The organism is Mesorhizobium sp. B2-1-3 (genome assembly GCF_006442495.1).
Classification (GTDB): domain Bacteria; phylum Pseudomonadota; class Alphaproteobacteria; order Rhizobiales; family Rhizobiaceae; genus Mesorhizobium.
In genome coordinates this window covers 20,419-40,096 of the sequence record NZ_VFWL01000013.1, presented here as the reverse complement: position 1 = coordinate 40,096, position 19,678 = coordinate 20,419, and the positions used below count along the sequence as shown (strand labels likewise).

At 63.0% G+C, this 19,678-nt stretch carries 18 protein-coding genes and 1 pseudogene; 7 read left to right on the top strand and 12 right to left on the bottom strand.

Annotated elements, in window-relative coordinates:
- Positions 1–128 precede the first annotated feature (128 nt).
- Entirely contained in the window at positions 129–764 is a 636-nt protein-coding gene (locus FJ973_RS20715; protein WP_140557473.1) for a TetR family transcriptional regulator C-terminal domain-containing protein, read from the top strand.
- Positions 765–779: 15 nt separating this feature from the next.
- Here the strand turns inward: FJ973_RS20715 and FJ973_RS20710 are convergent, their stop codons facing one another.
- Positions 780–1,652, bottom strand: a complete 873-nt coding sequence (locus FJ973_RS20710; RefSeq protein ID WP_140495117.1) for a helix-turn-helix transcriptional regulator — start codon at positions 1,650–1,652, stop codon at positions 780–782.
- Between the two features lie 101 nt (positions 1,653–1,753).
- On the opposite strand from FJ973_RS20710, the gene FJ973_RS20705 reads away from it, so the two are divergent.
- Together FJ973_RS20705 and FJ973_RS20700 are read left to right on the top strand one after the other, a co-directional pair.
- Entirely contained in the window at positions 1,754–2,593 is an 840-nt protein-coding gene (locus tag FJ973_RS20705) for an SDR family NAD(P)-dependent oxidoreductase (RefSeq protein ID WP_140557471.1), read from the top strand.
- Positions 2,590–3,312, top strand: a complete 723-nt coding sequence (locus FJ973_RS20700) for an SDR family oxidoreductase (RefSeq protein WP_140557470.1) — start codon at positions 2,590–2,592, stop codon at positions 3,310–3,312. Before FJ973_RS20705 ends, FJ973_RS20700 begins: the two co-directional genes overlap by 4 nt.
- Positions 3,313–3,321: 9 nt before the next feature.
- Here FJ973_RS20700 and FJ973_RS20695 read toward each other — a convergent pair whose 3' ends face one another.
- The 5 genes from FJ973_RS20695 to FJ973_RS20675 all read right to left on the bottom strand — a co-directional run bounded on the left by FJ973_RS20695 (position 3,322) and on the right by FJ973_RS20675 (position 7,547).
- A complete protein-coding gene (locus FJ973_RS20695; protein ID WP_140516666.1) occupies positions 3,322–3,699 on the bottom strand; it encodes a DoxX family protein in 378 nt (125 codons plus the stop codon).
- 69 nt (positions 3,700–3,768) lie between these two features.
- On the bottom strand, positions 3,769–4,227 hold the full coding sequence (locus FJ973_RS20690) for a carboxymuconolactone decarboxylase family protein (RefSeq protein ID WP_140495113.1): 459 nt from the start codon (positions 4,225–4,227) through the stop codon (positions 3,769–3,771).
- A gap of 11 nt (positions 4,228–4,238) precedes the next feature.
- Positions 4,239–4,757 (bottom strand): Rrf2 family transcriptional regulator, encoded by a 519-nt coding sequence (locus FJ973_RS20685; RefSeq protein ID WP_140557468.1) that lies wholly within the window; start codon positions 4,755–4,757, stop codon positions 4,239–4,241.
- Positions 4,758–4,866: 109 nt separating this feature from the next.
- Positions 4,867–6,180, bottom strand: coding sequence for an NAD-dependent dihydropyrimidine dehydrogenase subunit PreA (gene preA / locus FJ973_RS20680; RefSeq protein ID WP_140495109.1), 1,314 nt, complete (start codon positions 6,178–6,180; stop codon positions 4,867–4,869).
- A gap of 2 nt (positions 6,181–6,182) precedes the next feature.
- Entirely contained in the window at positions 6,183–7,547 is a 1,365-nt protein-coding gene (locus FJ973_RS20675) for an NAD(P)-dependent oxidoreductase (protein WP_140495107.1), read from the bottom strand.
- Between the two features lie 300 nt (positions 7,548–7,847).
- Here FJ973_RS20675 and FJ973_RS20670 point away from each other — a divergent pair, with 300 nt between their 5' ends.
- The gene (locus FJ973_RS20670) at positions 7,848–8,624 is read left to right on the top strand and encodes a VOC family protein (RefSeq protein ID WP_140516670.1); all 777 of its coding nucleotides are present in this window, start codon (positions 7,848–7,850) and stop codon (positions 8,622–8,624) included.
- A gap of 72 nt (positions 8,625–8,696) precedes the next feature.
- Here the strand turns inward: FJ973_RS20670 and FJ973_RS20665 are convergent, their stop codons facing one another.
- Positions 8,697–9,185 (bottom strand): hypothetical protein, encoded by a 489-nt coding sequence (locus FJ973_RS20665; protein ID WP_140495103.1) that lies wholly within the window; start codon positions 9,183–9,185, stop codon positions 8,697–8,699.
- A 200-nt stretch (positions 9,186–9,385) separates the two neighbouring features.
- On the opposite strand from FJ973_RS20665, the gene FJ973_RS20660 reads away from it, so the two are divergent.
- Positions 9,386–9,778, top strand: a complete 393-nt coding sequence (locus FJ973_RS20660) for a DoxX family protein (RefSeq protein WP_140495101.1) — start codon at positions 9,386–9,388, stop codon at positions 9,776–9,778.
- 21 nt (positions 9,779–9,799) lie between these two features.
- Here the strand turns inward: FJ973_RS20660 and FJ973_RS20655 are convergent, their stop codons facing one another.
- A complete protein-coding gene (locus FJ973_RS20655) occupies positions 9,800–12,226 on the bottom strand; it encodes an FAD-dependent oxidoreductase (protein ID WP_140495099.1) in 2,427 nt (808 codons plus the stop codon).
- Between the two features lie 66 nt (positions 12,227–12,292).
- The gene (locus tag FJ973_RS20650; RefSeq protein ID WP_140557467.1) at positions 12,293–13,831 is read right to left on the bottom strand and encodes a trimethylamine methyltransferase family protein; all 1,539 of its coding nucleotides are present in this window, start codon (positions 13,829–13,831) and stop codon (positions 12,293–12,295) included.
- Between FJ973_RS20650 and FJ973_RS20645 the strand changes: the two genes are divergently transcribed.
- Both FJ973_RS20645 and FJ973_RS20640 read left to right on the top strand, forming a co-directional pair.
- Positions 13,830–14,033 carry a hypothetical protein gene (locus FJ973_RS20645; protein ID WP_140557465.1) on the top strand — a complete coding sequence of 68 codons (204 nt, stop codon included), beginning with the start codon at positions 13,830–13,832 and terminating at the stop codon, positions 14,031–14,033. The genes FJ973_RS20650 and FJ973_RS20645 overlap by 2 nt on opposite strands.
- Positions 14,034–14,049: 16 nt before the next feature.
- Positions 14,050–14,640 (top strand): transglycosylase SLT domain-containing protein, encoded by a 591-nt coding sequence (locus FJ973_RS20640; protein WP_140521244.1) that lies wholly within the window; start codon positions 14,050–14,052, stop codon positions 14,638–14,640.
- 544 nt (positions 14,641–15,184) lie between these two features.
- On the opposite strand, the pseudogene FJ973_RS20635 reads toward FJ973_RS20640, so the two are convergent.
- From FJ973_RS20635 to FJ973_RS20625, 3 genes and pseudogenes are all read right to left on the bottom strand, one after another.
- Positions 15,185–17,386 (bottom strand): annotated as a pseudogene (locus tag FJ973_RS20635) (ABC transporter ATP-binding protein); the annotation flags it as partial.
- Positions 17,387–17,439: 53 nt separating this feature from the next.
- On the bottom strand, positions 17,440–18,597 hold the full coding sequence (locus FJ973_RS20630) for an ABC transporter permease (protein ID WP_140495091.1): 1,158 nt from the start codon (positions 18,595–18,597) through the stop codon (positions 17,440–17,442).
- Between the two features lie 12 nt (positions 18,598–18,609).
- A complete protein-coding gene (locus tag FJ973_RS20625) occupies positions 18,610–19,644 on the bottom strand; it encodes an ABC transporter permease (protein WP_140521245.1) in 1,035 nt (344 codons plus the stop codon).
- Between the last annotated feature and the right edge of the window lie 34 nt (positions 19,645–19,678).

Below are 19,678 nucleotides of genomic sequence, written 5' to 3'. Positions count from 1 at the left end.
AGCACCGCCCTGTCGGCGGTCAAGGGATTACTAGCGGAAATGCGGCTCCTGAAGTGCGTTCCACAGGCCGGGGAAAAACTGGTCCAGAGAATTGGGCCAGACCGCTTTCAACACGAGGGCGCGCAACGGTGAACACCAGCACGGAAGCCCCTCGCCGCACCCGCATCCAGCAGGAGAAGCGCGAACTCATTCTCGAAGCCGCACTCGAGGTGTTCTCCACCAATGGCTTCCGCGGCTCGACCATCGACCAGATCGCCGAAGCCGCGGGGATGTCGAAGCCCAACCTGCTCTATTACTTTCGCCGCAAGGAAGACATTCACGAGACGCTGATGCAGCGCCTGCTCGACACGTGGCTGGCGCCGCTCAGGGAACTCGACGACATCGGCGATCCCCTGACCGAGCTCAGGAGCTACATCAGGCGCAAGCTTGAAATGGCGCGCGATTTTCCGCGCGAGAGCCGGCTGTTCGCCAACGAGATTCTGCAGGGCGCACCACGCATCATGCCCTTGCTGACCGGCGAACTGAAGACGCTGGTCGACGAGAAGGCAACCGTCATCAATGGCTGGATGCGCGCCGGCAAGATCGCCAGGACGGATCCTTGGCACCTGATCTTCTCGATCTGGGCGACGACCCAGCACTATGCCGATTTCGACGTCCAGGTCCGCGCCGTGCTCGGCCCGAACCGTGGCGGCGACGGCCGCTTCGAGGACGCAGCGAGGTTCCTGGAGCAATTATTTCTCGACGGGTTGAAGCCGAAGGCCTGACCCTGCCCTGAAGGCTCAGGCGCTGCGCCGCTCGGCCGGCAGTGCATCAAGCAAGCTCTGCAGCTTGGCGATCGAGTTCTGCTCGGCCAGCGGCGTGTAGACGACCAGCCGCATGTCGGATCCATCGTCAATCGACAGGCTCATATGCTCGAAGGCCATGGCGCCGGCCGTCGGATGGCGGACGTGCTTCAGACCCGTCAGCTTTCGCGCTACGTCACGTCGGGGCCACCAATCGCGGAACTCGGGGCTCGAGCGCATCATCAGCGCGATCAGCCGGTCGAAATCGGGATCACCGACATATTTGGCGCTTTCGGCGCGAAACGAAGCGAGCACCACGCGAGCAAGCTCTTCCCAGTCGACGAGCAGGCGACGGTGCTGCGGGCTTGTAAACACCATGTGGACGATGTTGCGGGCGTCGCCTTCCAGCAAGCCATAATCGCCGAACACCGCGACGGCTGCCGGGTTCCAGGCGAGCACGTCCCAGCGCCGGCCAACCACATAAGCGGGTTGCAGCACAAGACTTTGCAGCATGTGCAGCAACGGCCCGTCGACCTTTTCGGGCGTTGCCCCACGACGCTCCGGCTGTTGGCGGCCGGCGAGGATGAACAAATGCCGCTTCTCGACAGCGTCGAGGCGCAGCGCCTCGCAGAGCGCCGCCAGCACCTCCACCGAGGGCCTGACATCCCTGCCTTGTTCCAGCCAGGTGTACCAGGTGGTGCCGACACCGGCGATCATCGCCACCTCCTCGCGCCGCAGGCCCGGCGTGCGCCGCCGCGCGCCGCAGGCAATGCCGGCGGCCTGTGGCGAAAGCCTCTCGCGGCGCGAGCGCAGGAAGGCGCCGAGCTCGCGCCGGCGGCTGTCTTCAGCGGAATGAGAAGGAGCATCCATGACCCTATTATAGCAGTACCGATACCAGGATAAAGTTTGAACTGTTTGGCGCGCACCCGCTGCCCCATCTTCTGTCGAGAGCAACGAATGGAGGCTCAAACATGGACCTGAAAGACAAGACAATCCTGATCACCGGCTCGACCGACGGTGTCGGCCGGGTCGTCGCGCAACGGCTGGGCGCAGGTGGCGCCCGGGTGCTGGTGCACGGACGCGACGCGGCGCGCGGCAAGGCCACGGTCGCGGACATCGAGGCGGCCGGCGGCAAGGCCGAGTTCTTCGCAGCCGACCTCGCCTCGCTGGCCGAGGTGCGCCGGCTCGCCGAGGCCGTGCGTGAAAAAACCGCTCGGCTCGACATCCTCATCAACAATGCCGGTGTCGGCACGGCTGGCCAAAACGCCAAAAGGCAGGTCAGCGCCGACGGCTATGAACTGCGCTTCGCCGTCAACTATCTCGCCGGCTTCCTGCTTACGGAGGGATTGCTGCCCCTGCTGAAGGCCAGCGCGCCGGCGCGTATCGTCAACGTCGCCTCGGCGGGCCAGCAGGCCATCGACTTTAGCGACGTCATGCTTACCCATGGCTACAGCGGCGTGCGCGCCTACTGCCAGAGCAAGCTGGCGCAGATCCTGTTCACCATCGATCTCGCCGAGCAGCTCAAGGGCAGCGGGGTTACCGTCAACGCCCTGCACCCGGCGAGCTACATGAACACCACGATGGTCCGGCAGGCAGGCGTCACGCCATGGAGCTCGGTGGAGACCGGCGCCGAGGCCATTGTCAATCTCGCCACCTCCCCCGCGCTCGAAGCGCGCAGCGGCCTCTATTTCGACGGCCTGCGCGAATCCCGCGCCGACGCCCAGGCTTACGACGCAACGGCAAGACAGCAATTGCGAGTCTTGAGCCTGGACCTTGTCGGCCAGGCAACATCGAAGGAACAACATTCATGACCGACAAGATCGAACACACAGTCGTCATCGGCGGCTCGTCCGGCATCGGCCTGGCGACGGCGCGCAAACTGCTCGGCCCCGGCATGAAGGTGACCATCACCGGGCGCAATCAGGACAAGCTCGTCAGCGCATGGAAAAGTCTCGGTGGCGCCGCTGACAAGGCGGCATTCGATGCGTCAAAGCCGAATGAAGTGCGCCACTTCTTCGAGCGTCTCGGCCCGTTCGACCATCTCGTTCTGGCCGCGAGCGGCGGCAAGGGCCTTGGCCCGTTCGAAACACTCGACCTTGCCGATATCGCTGGCGGCGTCGACGAAAAGGTGCGGCCGCAATTGTCCTGCCTGCAGGCGGCCTTGCCGACGCTGGACAAATCAGGATCGGTCACCTTCATCTCGGCGGTATCCGCCCAGCTCGCCACGCCGGGCGTCGCCGGCATCGGCGCCGTCAATGGCATGCTCCTGACGGTGGCGCCGGTCCTGGCCGTCGAACTGAAGCCGCTGCGCGTCAACGTCGTGGCGCCCGGCGTCATCGACACGCCCTGGTGGGACTTTCTGCCGGACGAGCAGCGACAAGCGGTCTTCGCGGACTATGCCGGCAAGACGCCGGTCGGCCGCATCGGCCGCGCCGAGGACGTCGCCTCGGCCATAGCCTTCCTCGTCTCCAACGGCTTCATGACCGGCCAGGTATTAACCTGCGATGGTGGTTTGCGGTTCGCGGCCTAGCTGCAACCGTCAAAGCGATTGGGCGATCAGTGTCAGGAAGCCGCCGCTCAGCGCGACATTGCCAACAAAACCATTGATACGCGACGCACGCTCCTGTCCCTGATGATCCCAGAAATTGTGGAACATCGGCGTGGCGACGATCAGGAACAGCACCAGCACCGCACAGGCAGTGGCGGTCCAGAAGCCCGTCACCACCAGCACGCCGGCGACGATCTGCAACACGATGCCGGCCCAAAGTGCCAGCCGCGCCTGCGGCACACCGCGCGCGACCATCAGCCCCGTCAAGAAGCCCGCGTTCTGGATGTTGCGCAAGCCGGCGAAGACAAACCCGCCGCCAAGCAACAGCCGGCCGAGAACCAACAAGGCGGCGGGTAAATCGGCAAGCATCAAACGCTCTCCCTTTAAAATAATGGGAGCGCCGCCTCCCTTGGCGGCGCTCCGATCGTGATCGAACAATCAGGCGGCCTTGGCGGCAGGCATCGGATGAATGGCGTGGAACGGAATGCAAAGCCGGTTCCAGGTATTGATCATGCCCAGCGCCACGGAGAGCTTGACCAACTCCTCTTCCGAGAAATGTTCCAGCGTGCGGGCATAGAGTTCGTCCGAAACACCATTGTTGGCGATCAGCGTCACGGCCTCGGTCCAGGCCAAAGCGGCGCGCTCACGCTCCGAAAACAGCGGCGATTCCTTCCAGGCTGAAACCAGATAAAGCCGCTGTTCGGTCTCGCCGTCGCGCCTCGCCTCGCGGCTGTGCATCTCGACACAGAAGGAGCAGCCATTGATCTGTGAGGCCCTGAGCTTGATCAGGTGCAGCAGGCTTTCCTCGAGCCCGCATTCGTCGACCGCCTTGTTGAGCGCCGATACCGCTTTCATGATCTCGGGCGCCTTGGCGAAGAACTGGAGCCTCTGTCTCATCATCTTTCCTTTCATACTTGCTTGGTTGAACTGGATTTCTGCTGCCGCTGGTGGCGCTCGGTGAAAGCGCAGCTTGCCGCGACCGACCGCGGATCGGCGCCTTTCATGAAGTCCGCCACGATGTCGGACAGCCTGACCTCGGCCAGCGCCGCGCGATAGGCGCGCTCCGCCTTCAGCATCGCAGCATTGATGCCGCACGGCCTGACATAGGCCGATGCATCGAGTTTCGTCGGGCCGCGCTGGCGGATTTCGCCGCATCGGAAAGCCGGCTCGCGCCCTTCGACCGCCAGCACGATGTCCAGCAGCGTGATGCGTTCGGCCGGTTTCGCCAACCGGTAGCCGCCCGCCGGCCCAGGAACGGATTCCAGGATGCGCGCAGCGGTGAGCATGTTGAGATGTTTCAGGAGATAGCTCGGCGACAGGCCAAACGCCTCCGCCAGGGCCGCACCTGGCATGGTGCTGTCGCCATCGACGCCAGCCAGCGTCGCCGCGCAGTGGATGGCCGCTTCGACGCCATCGCCGAGTTTCATGATACCAATCTCCAATACATGGATAATTTATATCCTGGATATTTTGTATCTGCAATAGCAAAATGAAAACGGCGCCCGAGGACGCCGCTTTTTCCTTGATTGTTCCGCCCTACTCCGCCGCCACCTTGGCCATTGGGTTGTTCGGGTGCGTGGTCCAGTTGGCGTAGACCGGCGACACAGGCATGCCGGTGCGCTGGTCCATCACCCCGGCGGCCAGCGGCTCCATGGTGATGCAGTTGTCGACCGGGCAGACATTGACGCACAGATTGCAGCCGACGCACTCGGCCTCGATCACCTCGAAATGCCTGACGCCGTCGACCATGCTGGTGATCGCCTGATGCGAGGTGTCCTCGCAGGCGATGTGGCAGCGGCCGCATTTGATGCAGGCATCCTGGTCGATATGCGCCTTGGCGACATAGTTGAGGTTGAGATACTGCCAGTCCGTGACATTGGGCGTGGCACGGCCGATGATGTCGTCGAGCGAGCGATGGCCCTTCTCGTCCATCCAGTTTTCGAGACCGGCGATCATCTCCTGCACGATCTTGAAACCGTAGGTCATCGCGGCCGTGCACACTTGCACGTTCCCGGCGCCGAGCGCCATGAACTCGGCAGCGTCGCGCCAGGTGGTGATGCCGCCAATGCCGGAGATCGGCAGCCCCTGCGTTTCGGGGTCGCGCGCGATCTCGGCCACCATGTTCATGGCGATCGGCTTCACCGCCGGGCCGCAATAACCGCCATGCGAGCCCTTGCCGTCGATGGTCGGCATCGGCGCGAAGCTGTCGAGATCGACGCCGGTGATCGAGTTGATGGTGTTGATCAGCGACACCGCGTCGGTGCCGCCGGCATGTGCTGCTCGCGCCGGCTTGCGGATATCGGTGACGTTGGGCGTCAGCTTGGTGATGACGGGCATGCGCGTGTACTGCTTGCACCAGCGCACAACCATTTCGATATATTCCGGCACCTGGCCGACGGCGGCGCCCATGCCGCGCTCCGACATGCCGTGCGGGCAGCCGAAATTGAGCTCGATGCCGTCGGCGCCGGTTTCCTCGACAAGCGGCAGGATCGCCTTCCAGCTTTCCTCGACGCAAGGCACCATGATCGAGGCGATCAGCGCCCGGTCGGGCCACTCCATCTTGACCTGCTTCATCTCACGCAGATTGGTCTGCAAGTCGCGGTCGGTGATCAGCTCGATGTTGTTGAGGCCGAGCAGACGGCGGTCGGCGCCCCAGATCGCGCCGTAGCGTGGGCCATTGACGTTGACCACCGGCGGGCCCTCTTCGCCCAGCGTCTTCCAGACGACACCGCCCCAACCGGCCTTGAAGGCGCGCACGACATTGTAGGCCTTGTCGGTCGGCGGCGCCGAGGCCAGCCAGAACGGATTGGGCGATTTGATGCCGACGAAATTATTCCTGATATCTGCCATGCTCATGCCCTCCCGTTCGAGGTCAGTGCCCGGTGAATGGATTCCGCCGCATCACGCCCTTGCGCCACGGCCGAGACGGTCAGGTCGTCGCCACCGAATATGCAGTCGCCGCCGGCCCAGACCTTGGCCAGCGAGGTGCGCCCTTCCGCATCGACCTTGATGCGCCCGGCCTCGAGCTCGATCGCAGCACCGCTGCCGTTGAGCGCAGCGGGGACGAAACTCTGTCCGATCGCCTTGAACACCTGGTCGGCAACGAGGGTCAGCGTCTCGCCGGTGCCGGCAAGACTGTCGCCGTTCATGGCGGTGTATTCAAGCTCGATGGCATTGACCTTGCCGCCTTCGGCAATCACCCGCTTCGGCTGTAGCCAGTGTCGGATGACGACGCCGTTGGCGGCCGCCAGGTCCTGCTCGAATTCGGAAGCATTCATATGTTCCTGGCCGCGCCGGTAGCAGATCGTCACCTCCTCGGCGCCAAGCAGCTTCGACTGCACCGCGGCATCGATCGCCGTCATGCCGCCGCCGATGACGACGACGCGGCGGCCGACCGGCAGGCCGGAGAGATCGCTGGCTTGGCGCAGCTCGGAGATGAACTCGACGGCGTTGGTGACGCCCACGGCGGCCTCCCCATCGGCGCGCAGCGCATTGACGCCGCCGAGCCCCATGCCCAGAAACACCGCGTCATAATTGCGGATCAGGTCGGAGAGCTGATAGTCGCGGCCGAGCGCCTTACCGTTCTGGATATCAATCCCGCCAATCGAGGTGACGTACTCGACCTCGGCTTGGGCGAAATTGTCGACGCTCTTATAAGCGGCGATGCCGTATTCGTTGAGCCCGCCCGCCTTCGCGCGCGCTTCCAGGATTGTGACGTCGTGGCCATGGCGGGCGAGCCGATGTGCGGCGGCAAGGCCGGCCGGCCCGGCGCCCACCACGGCGACCGCCTTGCCTGTCGGTGCGGCACGTGGATAAAATTGCCTGTTCTCGCTCATCGCGATATCGGTGGCATAGCGCTGCAGCCGACCGATCTGCACCGGCTTGCCTTCCGCCACTTCGCGCACGCAGACCTCCTCGCACAGCGTCTCGGTCGGGCAGACGCGGGCGCACATGCCGCCCAGAATGTTCTGGTCGAAAATGGTCTTGGCCGAGCCGATCGGATTGCCCGTGGAGATCTGGCGGATGAACAGCGGAATGTCGATCGAGGTCGGGCATGCGTTCATGCACGGCGCGTCGTAGCAGAAATAGCAGCGGTCCGCTTCGACCAGCGCCTCGTGGTGATCGAGCGGCGGATGCAGGTCGGAAAAATTGTCCGCATACTGATCGGCAGGCAGCCGGCCGCCTGCAATGCCTTCCCTGAACTGGCCTTCTGCCATCGTCAGTTCCCCTTGTTTTCGTTTTAGGGAAGGCTAGCACGTTTTATTTTTTTATCAATTGGTCAATTTTCTACATAAGCCTCTGAAAAGGCTCGAATAAAACATGATAATTTAGTTCACGTTTAATATCGTAATGCGCGAATGTCGAACTTTCGAGGAAGGACGGTCCGCTAAGCGGCAGGTCGCAATCATGGCATGCCTGTCGAGCCGCAATTTTTCCTCCGCTGTCGGATTTCCGTCTCGAAGATCGTCCTATGATGGATCGAAGGACGATCGACGCAAAAGGTGAGGAGACCGACGATGCCGAAATCCCCAATGCCCTTCTTCTGGTACGAATTGATGACATCAGACCTCGACGCCGCCGAGGCGTTCTATACCAAGGTGGTCGGCTGGACCGCGCAAGCCTTCGACAAGGCTCCCGGCATGCCGCGCTACATCGTCATGAATGTCGGCGAGCGTGGCGTCGGCGGGCTGATGACGATGCCTGAGGATGCCGCCAAGATGGGCATGCCTCCCGCCTGGCTTGGCTACATCCACACCAGGGATGTCGATGCTGCCACGGCGTCGCTGCAGAAAGCCGGCGGCGCCGTTCATCGCCAGCCCGACGACATTCCGGGCGTCGGCCGCTTCGCCGTCGTCGCCGATCCGCAAGGCGCGACCTTCATGTTCCTGCAGCCGAACGGGCCCGACCAGCCGGTCGTGCCGGCCAGCACGCCGGGCCATATCGGCTGGCACGAGCTTTACACAACCGACTGGAAGGCCGCGTTCGACTTCTATTCCAGCCAGTTCGGATGGACCAATGCCGGCGATTTCGACATGGGGCCGATGGGAACCTATCAAACCTTCGCGGCCGGCCCCGAATCCGGTGGCGGCATCATGAACAAACCCGAACAGATCCCGGTGCCGGTCTGGCAGTTCTATTTCAACGTAACCGCCATCGACGCGGCGGCAAAACAGGTGACCGACAATGGCGGCAAGATCCTAATGGGCCCGATGGAGGTCCCCGGCGGCAGCTGGATCGTGCAGTGCCAGGATCCGCAAGGCGCCCATTTCGCCTTGATGGCGCCCGGACGGTAAGGGGCTCAACGTCGCACAGGAGGACGGCCTTTGATCGTAAGATTGAGGGCCGTGTCCTCGCTTGGCGCCGAGCTATTCCGGCGTCAGCACCGCGACTTTCAGGCCTGCCTTTTTTGCACCGCTGAACTGGACGGTGGCCGGGCCGGGCGCAAGCTTGAACCGAACGCTTTTGCGAATGTCCGGACAGGTCTTGACCCCGCTGTAGCCGGCCAATTTCACGGTATGGCCGTCTTGAATGACATCGATCCAGGCTTCGCCCGACAGGCTTATCTGGATGCCCCCTTCCGGCGGCACAACCATGCTGGCGACAGCGCCGAACGTGCCAGGCGCCGGGGCACGTTCCGGCGGGAGGGCGAATTCCGCTGTCTCGGCCGGCACCAGAACCAGATCGGCGGCAGCGCCGACCGCCAGCGTCGTCCCCGACGCAGCAGAAGGAGGCGCGGCGAACAGCGCCTGCTCGCGCGTTACCGGCCATTTGAAAGCCTCGCAGCCGGCATCCTCGGCCATCGCGAAGCTGGTACCGGCAAGGATTGCGAAAAAGCTGATGACGACTTTTTTCATAGCGAGAGACCCCCAAACGATTTCAACTATCTACAGATCGATACAACCAGAGGGATAATAATGCAACCTTAGGGAGAAAATATCGACGCGTTGCGGAACATCTCGCATCACCGATTGTTGATGTCCGGTAGCGGGAAGTGAATGGTCCATCTCGGGGCGATAATCTAGGCCGGACCTGGGGGGTGAAAACGGAGTTTCAGATGGCGCTTTTTGAAGGCTTGGCCCGATACCAGCCACAGGCGCTCGGCGTTCTGCGCATCATAACCGCGCTGCAATTCATCGAGCATGGCAGCCAGAAGCTGTTCAATTTCCCGGCAAGCGCCGAACCCCACGCCCTCAGCGGGTTGACGCTGACAGCCGGCATTCTCGAGTTCGCCGGCGGCATCCTGCTCGCGCTGGGGCTGTTTACCCGCCCAGTCGCCTTCCTTCTGGCGGGCGAGATGGCGATCGCCTATTTCATGGCGCACATGCCGCGCGGCTTCTTCCCGGTCAACAATGGCGGCGATTTGGCGATCTCGTTCTGCTTCATCTTCCTCTATCTGTTCTTCGCCGGCCCTGGCGCCTTTGCGCTCGACAATCGCCGCGCTGCCTGATGCGAGCCGGATGCGGATTTTTCACGCCCGCATCCGCTCCAAATTGGCGTCGAACAGCGGCACCGGCTGCATGCGTGCGGCATGGCGCTTGCCGAGGATTTCGATCTCGAAGCCTTCGCTCTCCTCGGCGATCTCCTTCGGCACGTAGCCCATGGCCACCGATTTCCTTGAATGATGCGCATAACCGCCTGACGTCACCCAGCCACGCACCGTGCCGCCGAACCAGATCGGCTCGTCGCCGATGACATCGGCGTCGGCAGCCTCGACGATGAAGGCGCGCAGCCTGAGCCTGCCGCCCTGCTTGCGCTCTGCCAACGCCGCGGTCTTGCCTATGAAATCGGCTTCCTTGCCATAGGCGACAAAGCGATCGAGCCCTGCCTCCAGCGGTCCGTAGATCGGCCGGTATTCGCGCGCCCACGAGCCATAGTTCTTTTCCAGCCGCAGTGCGTTCAGCGCACGGGAGCCGAACAGGCCAATGCCGAACTCCTCGCCCGCCGCCATCAGCGCCTGGAACGCCGCGCGCTGATATTCCGGCGCCACCCAGATTTCATAGCCGAGATCACCGGTGTAGCTGACGCGGCCTACCAGGCACGGCGCCATGCCGATATCCATCTTGCCGATGGCGATGAAGGGAAAGGCGGCGTTCGAGACGTCCGTCCGCGTAACCTTGGCCAGCACGTCCCGCGCCTTCGGCCCGGCGACGGCAAGGCCGGTGAGTTTCGCGCCCGAAGCCTCGATGCGGACAGAACCATCCGCGGGCAGATGCTTTTCGAACCAGCGCATATGGTACTGCTCGGCAATGCCGGAACCGGCGATGAACCACTCCTCGCCGCCGAGATTGGCCAGCGTGAAATCGCCGATGAGCTTGCCGTCCTCCTTCAGCATAGGCGCCAGCGTCATGCGGCCTGGCCTCGGCAGCTTGCAGGCGAGCAGCCGGTCGAGCCATGCAGCAGCCCCCTCGCCTGTCACGCCGTATTTGGCGAAATTCGAAATCTCGGCGATGCCGACGCCCCCGCGAACGTTTGCAACCTCCCTGCCGACATGCGCGAAATCGCTCGAGCGACGCCACGAGAACTCGTCCTTGACGCCTTCGGGCGCGTACCAGAGCGGCACTTCCAGCCCATAGGACACGCCCCATTGCGCGCCCTTGGCCGACAGCAGGTCATAGACCGGCGTGGTCTTCAGCGGCCGTCCGGCGGGCAATTCCTCATTGGGGAAGCGTATCGAAAAGCGCCTGGAATAGTTCTCGCGCACCTTAGCGTTGGTGTAGGCCATCGTCGCCCAGTCGCCATAGCGCGACACGTCCATGGCCCAGATGTCGGCGCCGGGATCGCCCTCGATCATCCAGTTGGACAGCGCGAGCCCAACGCCGCCGCCCTGGCTGAAACCGGCCATGACGCCGCAGGCCACCCAGAAGCCCGGCAAACCGCGCACCGGCCCGACCAGCGGGTTGCCGTCAGGCGCGAAGGTGAAGGGTCCGTTGATGATCTGCTTGATGCCGGTGTTCTGAAAGGCCGGGAAATGCCGGAAGCCGACTTCCAGCGACGGCGCGATGCGGTCGATGTCCGGCTCCAGCAATTCATGGCCGAAATTCCACGGCGTCTGGTGCTCGGACCATGCCTTGTTGGCCTTCTCATAGGTGCCCATCAGCATGCCGCCGCGCTCCTGGCGCAAATAGAGCTCGCCGTCGAAATCGACGGCGTGGATGATCTCGGTGCCGGTCTTGGCGTTCCAGGCGGCGACCTCCGGCATGTCCTCGGTGATCAGATACATGTGCTCCATGGCCAGCACCGGCAGTTCGAGCCCGACCATGCGGCCGACCTCGCGCGCCCAAAGGCCACCGGCGTTGACGACATGCTCGGCCACGACCTCGCCCTTGTTGGTGATGACGCGCCACAGCCCGTCGGGACGCCGCACGATGTCCTCGACCTTGGTGAAGCGCTCGACCTCGGCGCCCAGCTTACGCGCAGCCTTGGCATAGGCATGGGTGACGCCGGAGGGATCGAGATGGCCGTCCTCCTTGTTGCGGACAGCGCCGACGAACTGCTTGGGGTCGAGCAGAGGCATCAGTTCGGCCGCTTCTTTCGGCGAGATTTCTTCGAGATCGATGCCGAGATAGCGACCCTTGGCGACGACGCCACGCAGCCAGTCGAGCCGTGCCTCGGTCGCCGCCAGCAGCACGCCGCCGGTCAGATGCACGCCGGTCGCCTGGCCGGAAAGCTCCTCGATCTCCTTGTAGAGGTTGATCGTGTATTTCTGCAGCTTGGCGACGTTGGGATCGCCATTGATCGTGTGCATGCCGCCGGCTGCGTGCCACGTCGAGCCTGAAGTCAGCTCGTCTCGCTCCAGAAGCACGACGTCGGTCCAGCCATGGCGGGCGAGATGGAACAGCACGGAACACCCGACAACCCCGCCGCCAATGACCACGACCTTTGCATGCGATTTCATGGGTTCTTCTCTGATATCAGTGAGTTGGATGGGCTAGATGATTCAAAACGGGACGTTCGTGGCGCATCACGGCTCGCCCGCCCCAATCTCTTCCTTGCGCTTGGTCACGTAGGCCTCCAGCGCTTCGCGCACGGTGATGTCCATCGGCGGCTCGACATAGTCTTCGAGCGCCTTCTTCCACAACCGCGTGGCGCGCGCGGTTGCGTCGAGGCCGCCGGCTTCCTGCCAGGCTTCAAAATTCTGCCAGTTCGAAAGCATCGGCTGATAGAAGGCCGTCGCATAACGTTCCAGCGTGTGCGGCTCGCCGAAGAAATGGCCGCCGGTCGGCACCGCGCCCAGCGCCTCGACGGCAAGCTCGGCCTCGTCGACCACGATCGGGCGCAAAAACTCCATCATGTGCTGGATCATTTCGACGTCGATGATGAATTTCTCGAACGACGCCGTCAGCCCGCCCTCCTGCCAGCCGGCGGCGTGATAGACGAGGTTGCCGTGGCCGAGCACAGCGCCCCACAGCGCCATCAACGTCTCGTAAGCGCCTTGCGCATCGGCGGCGTTGGAGGCCGAGCCCGGTGTTGTCCGGTAGGGCAGCCCGTAACGCCGTGCCAATTGCCCCGACGCGATGTTGGCCTTGGTGTTTTCAGGCGTGCCGAAGGCCGGCGCGCCCGACTTCATGTCGACATTGGAGGTAAAGGCGCCATACATGACCGGCGCGCCCGGACGCACAAGTTGCGTCAGGACTACGCCGAACAGTGCTTCCGCATTCTGCTGCGCGAGCGCACCCGCCAGCGTCACCGGGCTCATCGCGCCCATCAGCGTGAACGGCGTCACTGCCACAGACTGGCCGAATTCGGCCATCGTCATCAGCCCCTCGGCCATCATCTCGTCGAAACGGCGCGGCGAGTTGACCGAGATGATGGTGGCGATGCCGGGATCGTCGCGCAACTGGTCCAGCGTCAGCCCGCGCGCGATCGCCATCATCTCGATCCCGTCCAGCGCCCTGCCCCGGCCGATCGCCGAGACATGGAAGCTTTTGTCGGTCAGCGTCAGATTGGTGAAATAGGTGTCGAGATGGCGCGAATTGGCCGGCAATTCGACCGGCGCGCAGACCTGGTTGCCGAGCATGTGCACGCAGTTGAAATGCTGTGCCAGCCGGGTCAGGTCCGCATAGTCGCGCAAATTGCCGGGGCGGCGGCCCCGCGCCATGTCGTGCACATTGGGCGGCCCCGCAACGAGCGTGAAATTGATTGTGTTGCCGCCGAGATGAACGGCGTTGGCCGGATTGCGCGGTGTAAGGGAATAATTGGACCGCGTCGTCTTCAGCGCCTCGTCGACCATGCCGCGGTCAATGCGCACGTTCGCCGACGCGTGGTCCACGCTGGCACCGGCCTGCTCGAACAGCGAGAGCGCCCGCGGGCTCATCACCTCGATGCCGAAATTCTCCAATATGTGCATCGACGCCTGGTGGATCGCCTCGATCTGGTCGGGCGACAGCAAGGCCATCGGCGGATAAGGATTGGTCACCCGCCTCGCCGGCAGCTGCGGGATAGGCCTTGGTCCCCGGTTGCTGGTGCGCTCGGCGCCGCGCTTGCGTCTTGGTTCGTTCATGCCAGGCATCAAAGCCTCGGCAAACCGCGCCAGCTGTCAGAAATACGCCGTTTGCGGGCGCGATTTTAACCGAGGCGGCATTTTCGAAATATCGATTTATGAAAAGCGACAAGATATGTCGGGTGATCAATATGGCATTTTTCTGAAGCGCCCGCATCGGCGGCCCGTTAACGAGGGCAGCAAGATTCCCTTTATGATTTGAGCCTATTGCTCTGCCGATGCGTAGGTCGAGTTTTAGTAAAATTGTAGCGGTTGGTATGCTGCTGGCACTTTCGGCCTGTGCGACGGCCCCCAGCCACATCAACAATGTCTGCGCCGTCTTTGACCAGAATGACGGCTGGTTCGACAATTGGCAGTCGGCCGCCGAACGCGCCGAGCAGAAATACGGCGTGCCCGTCCCCGTGCTGATGGCGACCGTGCGCAAGGAATCGGGATTCAAGAGCAACGCCCGGCCGCCACGCACCAAACTGCTCGGTTTCATCCCATGGAAGCACGTCTCGTCGGCCACCGGCTTCTCGCAGGCGCTGGACGGCACCTGGTCGCAATATCAGAGCGAAACCGGCAACTGGGCGGCGCGCCGGACCAAATTCGCCGACGCCGTCGATTTCGTCGGCTGGTACCATTCCAAGACAGCGGATACCTACGGCGTCGCCCGCAACGACACCTACAATCTCTACCTTGCCTATTATCTCGGCTGGACCGCCTATGGCCGCGGCAATCGTGGCGATTCCGGCGTCCAGAGCTATGCCCGGGCCACCGACAAGATGGCCCGCGACTATGCCGAACAGCTAAGGCAGTGCGGCAGCTAAAGGGCTCCCGCTACAACGACAGCATCTGTCAGCGCGGCTTCCTGCCGAACACCTTGATGTATTCCGCCTCGCCGCCCTTGGCGAGCGCCTTCGCCTGCTTGACCCAGTCCTCGCGCTCGATGCGGCCCTGGAATCTCAAATGGTCGTCGACCCACTCCCGTTCGGCCTTCTTCCACGAGGCAATTTGAGCGTAGGTGAAGATACCGAGGCCATTGAGGATGGCTTCCGTCTTCGGACCCACGCCGGATATCAATTTCAAGTCGTCCGGCTTGGCAGGCTTGGAGATGCCGGCGGGTCGGTTCCTGTCGGCCGCGCCATCACGCGCCGCGCCTGGTCTGGCCGCACGGCCGCTAATTGGTGCGACACGCGCATTCTCTGCCTGGCGGCCCTCGCCAAGCGTTCTCGGCGTGAAAGGCGCGGAGGTCGCGTTGGCATCGGTCGCCGGTGCACCTGTTTCGGAGACCTCGTCGCGCACCTCGTGGCGGCGGGCTCGCCACACGGCTTCTGTCTCCTCGGCGTCCTCTCCCACCGCGCTGGCTTCCGCACTGGCGGTCTTGCCATGTGGTCGGTTGGGTGGCTGACCGGCAAAGCCCGGGCCGGCCCCATGCGGCGCGTCGTCCGGCACGCCCTCATGGTCGGCATGCTGCTTGTCGAACTTGATCACTGGCTCCATCGTCGCCAGAACGTCGTCCGAGAGCCAGCACAGGCTCATGTGCCCGTCGCCCAGGTTCTTTACCGGCGGCACCTTGGTTTCGCAGAGATTGTCCGGCACCAGTCTCTTGTAGCCGCAGCGCGTCTGGAATGGACAGCCGGACGGCGGGTTCATCGCCGAGGGTATGTCGCCCTCCAGCACGATGTGCTTCTTGACCACGCTGGTGTCGGCGATCGGGATCGCCGAAAGCAGTGCCTCGGTGTAGGGATGATAGGGCGGCGCGAAGATCTGGTCGGTCGTGCCTTGCTCGACGATATAGCCGAGATACATGACGACGACCCGGTCGGCGATATAGCGCACGACCGACAAATCGTGGCTGATGAACAGCATCGTCGTCTTGTTCTTGCGCTGGATGTCCATCAGCAGCTCGGTCACCGCCGCCTGCACCGACACGTCGAGCGCCGAGACCGGCTCGTCGGCCACCACCACCTTGGCATCGCCGGCAAAGGCGCGCGCCACGCCGATGCGCTGCTTCTGGCCACCCGAAAGCTGGCGCGGCTTGCGGCTCTCGAAGGCGCGCGGCAGCTTCACCAGGTCAAGCAATTCCAGCATGCGCTTGCGCCGGTCGGCGACGGTCTTGCCGACGTTGAATTTTTCCAGTGTGCGGATGATCTGCGAGCCGACCGAATGGCTGGGGTTGAGCGTATCGAACGGGTTCTGGAACACCATCTGGATCGACGACACCGTGTCGACGCTGCGGCTCTCGATGCCGGTCGACTGGATTTCCTTGTTGGCGAGCGTGACCTTGCCGGAGCTCGCCGTCTCGAGCCCGAGCAGTACTTTGGCCAGCGTCGATTTTCCGCACCCGGATTCGCCGACAATGGCGACGGTTTCGGATTCGCGCGCCGTAAACGAAATCGTCTCGTTGGCCTTGACGACGCGGCCCTCGCTTGAGCCGAACACCTCGCTGCCGCCAACCTTGTAGTATTTTCTCAAGTCCTCGATCTTGAGTACCGGTGCGCCAGGCACGACCTTCTCATTGACCTTTTTGGCGCCGGGCGGCAGGGCGTCCCAATCAATTTCGTTGAAGCGCACGCAGCGCGAGAAATGACCTTCATGTCCCGCGACTTCGATCATCGGGATTTCGGCGGCGTTGCAGACGCCCTCGACGAAATGATGGCAGCGCGGACCGAAATTACAGCCCTTCGGCCTTTCATGCGGCAGGGGCAGCTGGCCGGGGATCGAGATCAGCGGCCGCGAGTTCTTGTCGGCGCCCGGCAGTGGAATCGAGCGGAAAAGGCCCTGCGTATAGGGATGGCGCATCCGGTCGAACACGTCCTTGATCTTGCCGGTCTCGACGGCCTCGCCCGAATACATCACCGTGATGCGGTCGCAGGTCTCCAGGATCAGGCCAAGATTGTGCGACACGAAGATCATCGAGGTGCCGAACTTCTCGCCCAGCCCCTTGACCAGTTCGACGATGCCCGCCTCCACCGTTACGTCGAGCGCCGTCGTCGGCTCGTCGAGGAGAAGCAGCGCCGGCTTCGACAGCAGCGCCATGGCGATGACGATGCGCTGCTGCTGGCCGCCCGAAAGCTGGTGCGGATAGGAGCGCATCATGCGTTCCGGATCGGGAAGCTTCACCGAGCGCACCATTTCGAGCGCACGTTTATAGGCCTCTTCCTTCGACACCTTGTCATGGATCAGCGGCACTTCCATTAACTGCTGGCCGATCTTCATCGCCGGGTTCAGGCTCGCCATCGGCTCCTGGTAGATCATGGCGATCTTGTTGCCGCGGATGCTGCGCAGCTCCTCCTCGGAGAGCTCGCCCATGTCCTTGCCCTGGAACTTGATCTTGCCGCCGACAATCTTCCCGATGTTGGAGAGGTCGCGCATGATGCCGAGCGACACGGTCGACTTGCCGCAGCCGGATTCGCCGACAATGCCCATCGCCTCGCCGGGCATGACCGTGCAGGAAAAATCCATCACGGCCGGTATCTCGCCCTTGCGGGTGAAGAAGGAGATCGACAGGTTCTCGATCTCGATGATCGGCCCATTGTTCGGCCTGGCCGGATTTCGAACTGCCTCGTTCATGGGTCGCTCCAATCCTTGGTTCTTCCGGGCAAGTAGGGTCGAGGACCCCGCCATCAATCCTTCATCGATTGCTCGCGCAGGGAATCGGCGAGCAGGTTTAGCCCCAGTACGAACGACATCAGCGCGATCGTCGGCGGCAGTGCCGGGTGGATGAAGGAACGCAGCAGCCGGCTGGCATCCTTGATCGCAGTGCCCCAGTCGGGACTTTCCGGCGCCAGCCCGAGGCCGAAATAGCCCAGCGTGCCGAGCAGGATGGTTGTGTAGCCGATGCGCAGGCAGGCATCGACGATCAGCGGTCCGCGCGCATTGGGCAGGATCTCCCACAGCATGATGTACCATGGCGACTCACCGCGCGTCTGGGCCGCCGCCACATAGTCCCGCGTCTTGATATCCATGGTCAGGCCACGCACGATGCGGAACACGCCCGGGCTGGAGGCGAACACCACCGCCACGAAGATGTTGAGCTGGTTGGGATCGATATGCACGATCTTCAGCGGGTCGGCATCGAACACCAGGCCGGCATAGATCCAGCCGCCGACCACCAGCGTCAGTCCGAGCAGGATGTAGATCCGGTCGGAACGGTTCTTGTAGCGCGTCCAGAACAGCACGCAGAAGAAAATAATCGGGAACAGGAAGAAAACGCCGGCCAGCGCGTAGGGGATCGGCGTGTCCATGATGCCCGGCGTCACCAGGAGGTAGAACAGCAGGATAACCGGGAAGGCCAGCACGAGATTGGCCAGGAACGACAAAACGGTATCGATCTTGCCGCCATAATAGCCGGCCGGCAGGCCGAGCGTGATGCCGACCATGAGCGCGAAGCCGGTCGCCGCCGGCGCGATGATCAGGACGATCTGGCTGCCATAGACCATGCGTGAAAAGACATCGCGGGCGAGCTTGTCGCCACCGAATAGATAAGCGAGGCCAGATTGCGGTTCGATGGCTCCGGGCAGTGTATCCTTCATGATGGGAATCTGGCCGAGCGGATCGAAAGGCGAGATGGTCGAGGCGAAGATCGCCGTGAACAGCCAGAACAGGCAGATGGCCACCCCCGCTATGCCGACGCCGCTGTCGAACAGTTGGCCGTAGAGAGCCAGCTTCTTCTTGTAGAGGAAGCTCGCGCCCATGACGATGAGAAGCGCGAGCCAGACCGGCCAGAAGCGCCAGAGCACTTCGAGGACGACGGTGGAGGCGCCGATATATTGGGCTTGCATGCGCCGTCTCCCCTACTGGACCCGAATGCGCGGATTGAGGAACGCGTAGCCGACATCGGAAATGAGCTGCGTGATCAGGACGATGAACACCGAGACCAGCGAGCAGCCGAGCAAAAGGTCGATGTCGTTGTTGCCTGCGGCCTCGACCAGCGTGTAGCCGAAGCCCTGATAGCGGAACATCACCTCGACGATGACGACGCCGGTGAGCAGCCACGGAAACTGCAGCATGATCACGGTGAAGGGCGCGATCAGAGCGTTGCGCAGCGCGTGCTTGACCACCACGCTTTTGAAGGAAAGACCCTTCAGCCGGGCGGTGCGGATATATTGCTGCGTCATCACCTCGACCATCGAGGCACGCGTCATGCGCGCGATGTAGCCGATGCCGTAGATGGCCAGCGTGATCACCGGCAGCGTGAAGTTATAGAAGGTGATGCCCTGGCTTGCCGATGCGGCGGATCCGTTCAGCCAGCCAAGCCAGGAGGCGAAGATGACGGTAAAGATGACGCCCGATACATATTCGGGCGTCGCCGTCGAGGCGATCGAGGCGACCGACAGCACCCGGTCGGTGCGCGACCCCTCGCGCATGCCGGCCAGGATGCCGATCAGCAGCGAGACCGGCACCATCACCGCCAGCACACAGAACATCAGGATGCCCGTGGCGCCAAGCGCAGGGAATAGCTTGGCCCCCACCGTGGTCTTGAATTTGGTCGAGCAGCCGAAATCACCCTGGAGCACGCCGGAGAACTTCGGCTCGGCCGGATCATTGCAGAAAGAGAAGCGCTGCGCCGGCTTACCGGTCGCCGGATCGGTTACCGGCTGCTTGGGCACGACGCCGAGCCACTGGCCGTAGCGCACGAAAAAGTTCTGCCGGTAGCCGTGATTGACCAGCCAGCTTTCCAGCTGTTCGGCCGAGGTGTGCATCTCGGTCTGGCTGATCGCCAGCTTCTTCAGGTTGGGTTCCAGATTGACGAGGAAGAAGACGACCAGCGTCAGGCACAGCATCGTGAGCAGTATCGTGCCGATGCGTCTGGCGATGAATGAGAACATTGTACCCCCCTGCCGGCCGGGTTGGGGTCAGATA

Coding starts and splice junctions, on each gene's coding strand:
- FJ973_RS20675 (WP_140495107.1), bottom strand. CDS start 7,547: ATGGCAGAAGGCCAGTTCAGGGAAGGCATTGCAGGCGGCCGGCTGCCT.
- FJ973_RS20695 (WP_140516666.1), bottom strand. CDS start 3,699: ATGCTTGCCGATTTACCCGCCGCCTTGTTGGTTCTCGGCCGGCTGTTG.
- FJ973_RS20690 (WP_140495113.1), bottom strand. CDS start 4,227: ATGAGACAGAGGCTCCAGTTCTTCGCCAAGGCGCCCGAGATCATGAAA.
- FJ973_RS20670 (WP_140516670.1), top strand. CDS start 7,848: ATGCCGAAATCCCCAATGCCCTTCTTCTGGTACGAATTGATGACATCA.
- FJ973_RS20630 (WP_140495091.1), bottom strand. CDS start 18,597: ATGCAAGCCCAATATATCGGCGCCTCCACCGTCGTCCTCGAAGTGCTC.
- FJ973_RS20705 (WP_140557471.1), top strand. CDS start 1,754: ATGGACCTGAAAGACAAGACAATCCTGATCACCGGCTCGACCGACGGT.
- FJ973_RS20625 (WP_140521245.1), bottom strand. CDS start 19,644: ATGTTCTCATTCATCGCCAGACGCATCGGCACGATACTGCTCACGATG.
- FJ973_RS20660 (WP_140495101.1), top strand. CDS start 9,386: ATGGCGCTTTTTGAAGGCTTGGCCCGATACCAGCCACAGGCGCTCGGC.
- FJ973_RS20655 (WP_140495099.1), bottom strand. CDS start 12,226: ATGAAATCGCATGCAAAGGTCGTGGTCATTGGCGGCGGGGTTGTCGGG.
- FJ973_RS20665 (WP_140495103.1), bottom strand. CDS start 9,185: ATGAAAAAAGTCGTCATCAGCTTTTTCGCAATCCTTGCCGGTACCAGC.
- FJ973_RS20650 (WP_140557467.1), bottom strand. CDS start 13,831: ATGAACGAACCAAGACGCAAGCGCGGCGCCGAGCGCACCAGCAACCGG.
- FJ973_RS20685 (WP_140557468.1), bottom strand. CDS start 4,757: ATGAAACTCGGCGATGGCGTCGAAGCGGCCATCCACTGCGCGGCGACG.
- FJ973_RS20700 (WP_140557470.1), top strand. CDS start 2,590: ATGACCGACAAGATCGAACACACAGTCGTCATCGGCGGCTCGTCCGGC.
- FJ973_RS20640 (WP_140521244.1), top strand. CDS start 14,050: ATGCGTAGGTCGAGTTTTAGTAAAATTGTAGCGGTTGGTATGCTGCTG.
- FJ973_RS20645 (WP_140557465.1), top strand. CDS start 13,830: ATGCCAGGCATCAAAGCCTCGGCAAACCGCGCCAGCTGTCAGAAATAC.
- preA (WP_140495109.1), bottom strand. CDS start 6,180: ATGGCAGATATCAGGAATAATTTCGTCGGCATCAAATCGCCCAATCCG.
- FJ973_RS20710 (WP_140495117.1), bottom strand. CDS start 1,652: ATGGATGCTCCTTCTCATTCCGCTGAAGACAGCCGCCGGCGCGAGCTC.